Annotated in this window: 1 protein-coding gene and 1 pseudogene; one reads left to right on the top strand and one right to left on the bottom strand. The window is 33.1% G+C overall.

From position 1 onward, the window contains the following. Positions 1-295: 295 nt before the first annotated feature. Positions 296-409: pseudogene (locus AC4FRF_RS17465) on the bottom strand (IS982 family transposase); the annotation flags it as partial. 228 nt (positions 410-637) lie between these two features. Between AC4FRF_RS17465 and AC4FRF_RS17460 the strand changes: the two are divergent. Further along, on the top strand, positions 638-3,612 hold a 2,975-nt coding region (locus AC4FRF_RS17460), incomplete at its 3' end, for an Ig-like domain-containing protein (RefSeq protein ID WP_491161565.1).

The raw sequence follows: 3,612 nt of genomic DNA, 5'->3' as shown, positions 1-3,612 counted from the left end.
GTTAACAGATGTGCCGATGGAGTAAAATGTACCGAAGAAGAACACCAAATGAATAGAAGAAGTGAATTTATTATTACAGCGCTTTAAGAAATAATTTAGCCTAGTCATAAAAAAAGTGACACAGGATTGATAAAAATAATAGTACCTTTTAGACAGTAGTAAACTCAGGTTTACTACTGTTTTTTTTTTGCTTTATAAATTCTCATTTAAATTTTGTTTTGGGTATGCAGTTGATTGGGTATAAGCATATAATTAGGATAATGAGGTCTGATTTCATTATAGATATTAATAGCTTACGAAGTAAAATATTATCACTCATTTCCATCAAACTATTTTTCATATTATTGTGAATACTTATAGTTAATTATATCCCATCAATAAATAACAATTGAGAGATTTTCTCGCTTATTTATCCTAAATATTACCAAATATTTTTTGCAAACAGCATTCAAAAAACCCTCATCTTTAATTGTTTTTAGGTGTTTTTTTTACAATAAAAAGCTTTTCAACGATTATTTAGGCTATTTGAAGAGAATATTTACTACCGAATTATAATGTAATTAGTTTCGCATAATAATTTACGATAATTCTATTACATCCATAGAATCCAATTACAATTCCTCACAAAATTGAATATATGAAAATTAAAATTACTCCCGTTTTATTAACATTTTTAATCTTTATTTTTAGTTGTTTTGAAATTAATGCACAATCTAGTTGTGATATTAACGGACCATCTTCCGGAAATTATACCTTTCAATCGAATAAAAAAGTTTGTTTTTACAACAATTCTACACTAGGAGATGTTATTTTTCAAAATGGAACTAAAATTTATATAGCTCCTAATGTGACTGTTATTATCCAAAATAATGTTACTTCTTCTGGAACTATTGATATGGAAATTGATGGTACTTTACAGTTTACTCAATCTGTAACTATCAATGCAAATGTTGATTTGAGCATTGGTACAAAAGGTATTTTGAAAGCTGGTAGTTCAGGAGGGACTGATTTCACTCTAAATGGTAGTGGTATAAATACAATAATTAATAATGGTCAATTTAATGTTGGTGTTTTAGGATTACAAAATTCTAGTGGAACTTACACTTTTGATAGTTCTTCTAATGCTATTATTAACATTAATTCGAATATTAATATTGGTGGGAAAAGTTTTTTCAGAAATCAGGGAAAACTATTAATTGGAAATAGTTACAATTGCAATAGTAAGAGTGTTTTTGTAAACTGTGGTGAGATGGTTTCATCTGCTGGTTTTAACCTTGGAGGAGGAAAAGTTATAAATACAGGTAAGTTTACTGTTAGTAGTAGCAGAATAGATTTTGGAGCTTCAACAGCTCGATTTGAAAATTACGGTTTCGTTAATGTTCAGGGAACAATGAATTTAGGAGGTTCTGGTTGTATTTACTATAATGAAGGAACTACTGTTATTTCTGACAACTTTCAAAATGACGGTAATATTGAAGGGCCAGCAATTGGTTCAGGTAAATTAGGTTATATTACCTGGAAAGGCAAAGCTGCTATGAATAGTGGAAAAATTGGTCCAAATTTAAATTTAATAAATAGTAGTGGCACTTCTAGTAAATCAGGAATGTTTAATAACCCTAACGCAATGAGCTTCCTTGAGGGTATTGTTTATAATTGTACAAGTTGCCCAGCCCCACAAGTTAACTCAGGAGCTATCTGTAGAGAACCTGACGGTAGTAATCCTGATATTGATGAAACCTGCAATGTATACACCACTGTTCTTGCAGAACCTACTACTGCCTTAGTAAAAAGTCTTAATGATACAGGTAAAGGATTATTTCCTGTTAAACCGTCTGGTCCTGCTTTTCTACCAAATGGAGGTGTTAAAGTAGAAGTTATCAAAAACTTCACAACAAGTCATGAACAATGGAGATTATACCAACCTACTGCACTAACAGGGATAATTAATATAAAAGGGGTACCTACAACGTTTAAAACAAAATACCTAGATTTAATTGGGGCTTATACTAATCCAAAAGTACTAGAAAGAACAATTAAACTTGATTACGAGGTCACTTCAAAAAGTTTAAACACCACAACTCACGCTTATAGATATATAATTGGTATTGCAGGTTTATCAGATAATAATGTTGCTGGTAAGGTAACCTCCTCAGTTCCACTAGAGGTTATAGGTAATATGGATGCTTATCAAACAGGCAAGTATTCCTACTTTAATAATACTACTCCACCTATTGCAGGAGATAGAGGAACTGTATTCGAGTCCAATCCAAAAACACCAAGTAGCAGACCTAGTAATGAACTTACCAATGGTTACACCTTTTTTTACCTACCAGATGATATTTCTTCTTTTGAATTAGAAACAAAAGGTAATGATCAATATGGTTTTATTTTTGGTACATTAACGACAACTATTTCCCCTACACCAGCTGCTCCAACTTCTGGTGGCAATCAAACCGTTTGCTGGAATGGAAATGCAAATCATACCTTAACAGCTACTGCAACGGCGCCACAGGGACAAATAGTAACCTGGTACGAAACTGCAACCGGAGGTAGTCCAGTAGCTTCACCAACTCAGGTAGGAGTAGGAACTAAAACATATTATGCTCAGTCTTCTAATCCTAATGGTACTTGTTCTAGTTTAGACAGAACAGCTGTTACTTTAACAATAAATGCAACACCAGCTGCTCCAATTTTAGGTGGCAATCAAACCGTATGTTCTGATGGAACAACAACTCAAACTTTAACTGCAACAGCAACAGGAGCTGAAGGATCAACAATCATTTGGTATGCCGAAGAAACCGGAGGAACACCTGTAACTAATCCAACTCAAGTAGGTGTAGGCAGTAAAACATATTATGCGCAAGCATCTAATGGTAATTGTTCTAGTCTAACCAGAACAGCTGTTACTTTAACTATTTACCCAAAAGCTGGAATTCCTACTGCTAACAATGTTGAATATTGTGAAGGGGATACTGCTCAGGCGTTAAGTGCTACAGCAAGTAATCCTGATTATACATTATTCTATTATGATTCCCTAACTTCAGCTCCCCAGTCATCAATAACTCCTATAACAACTAATGCCGGAGAATTCACATATTATGTAGCAGAAGGTATAAATAATTCTTGTATAGGTGATAAAAAAGCCATTACAATTATTGTACATCCTAAATTGGTAATAACAACAGAACCAATAAATCAAAGTATTACTTATGGTGAAAATACTAGTTTTTCAGTTATAGCCACAAATGTTACATCGTACCAGTGGCAAGTAAATACTGGTTCAGGTTTTAAGAATATTACAAATGATGATATATACTCAAATACTACAACTGCAACATTAACTTTAACAAAGCCAACTGTTGAAATGAGTTCTTATACTTACCGAGCAATTTTAATTGGAAGATGTACTAATACAGAAACATCTACTGTTAACTTGACGGTTACTCCAAAAGCGATTACTGTCACCGCTGATGATAAAACCAAAGTATACGGTGATGTGAATCCTAAATTGACTGCCGTGGTAACTGGGGCAGTTAACAATGATGTAATCAACTATAGCTTATCAACTACAGCTACGCAATTCTCGCCTGTAGCCACTTATCCTATTACAGT

Source organism: Flavobacterium sp. ST-158 (assembly GCF_058309975.1).
Note: the sequence above shows the minus strand (reverse complement) of the source record. Positions and strands in the feature narration are given on the sequence as shown.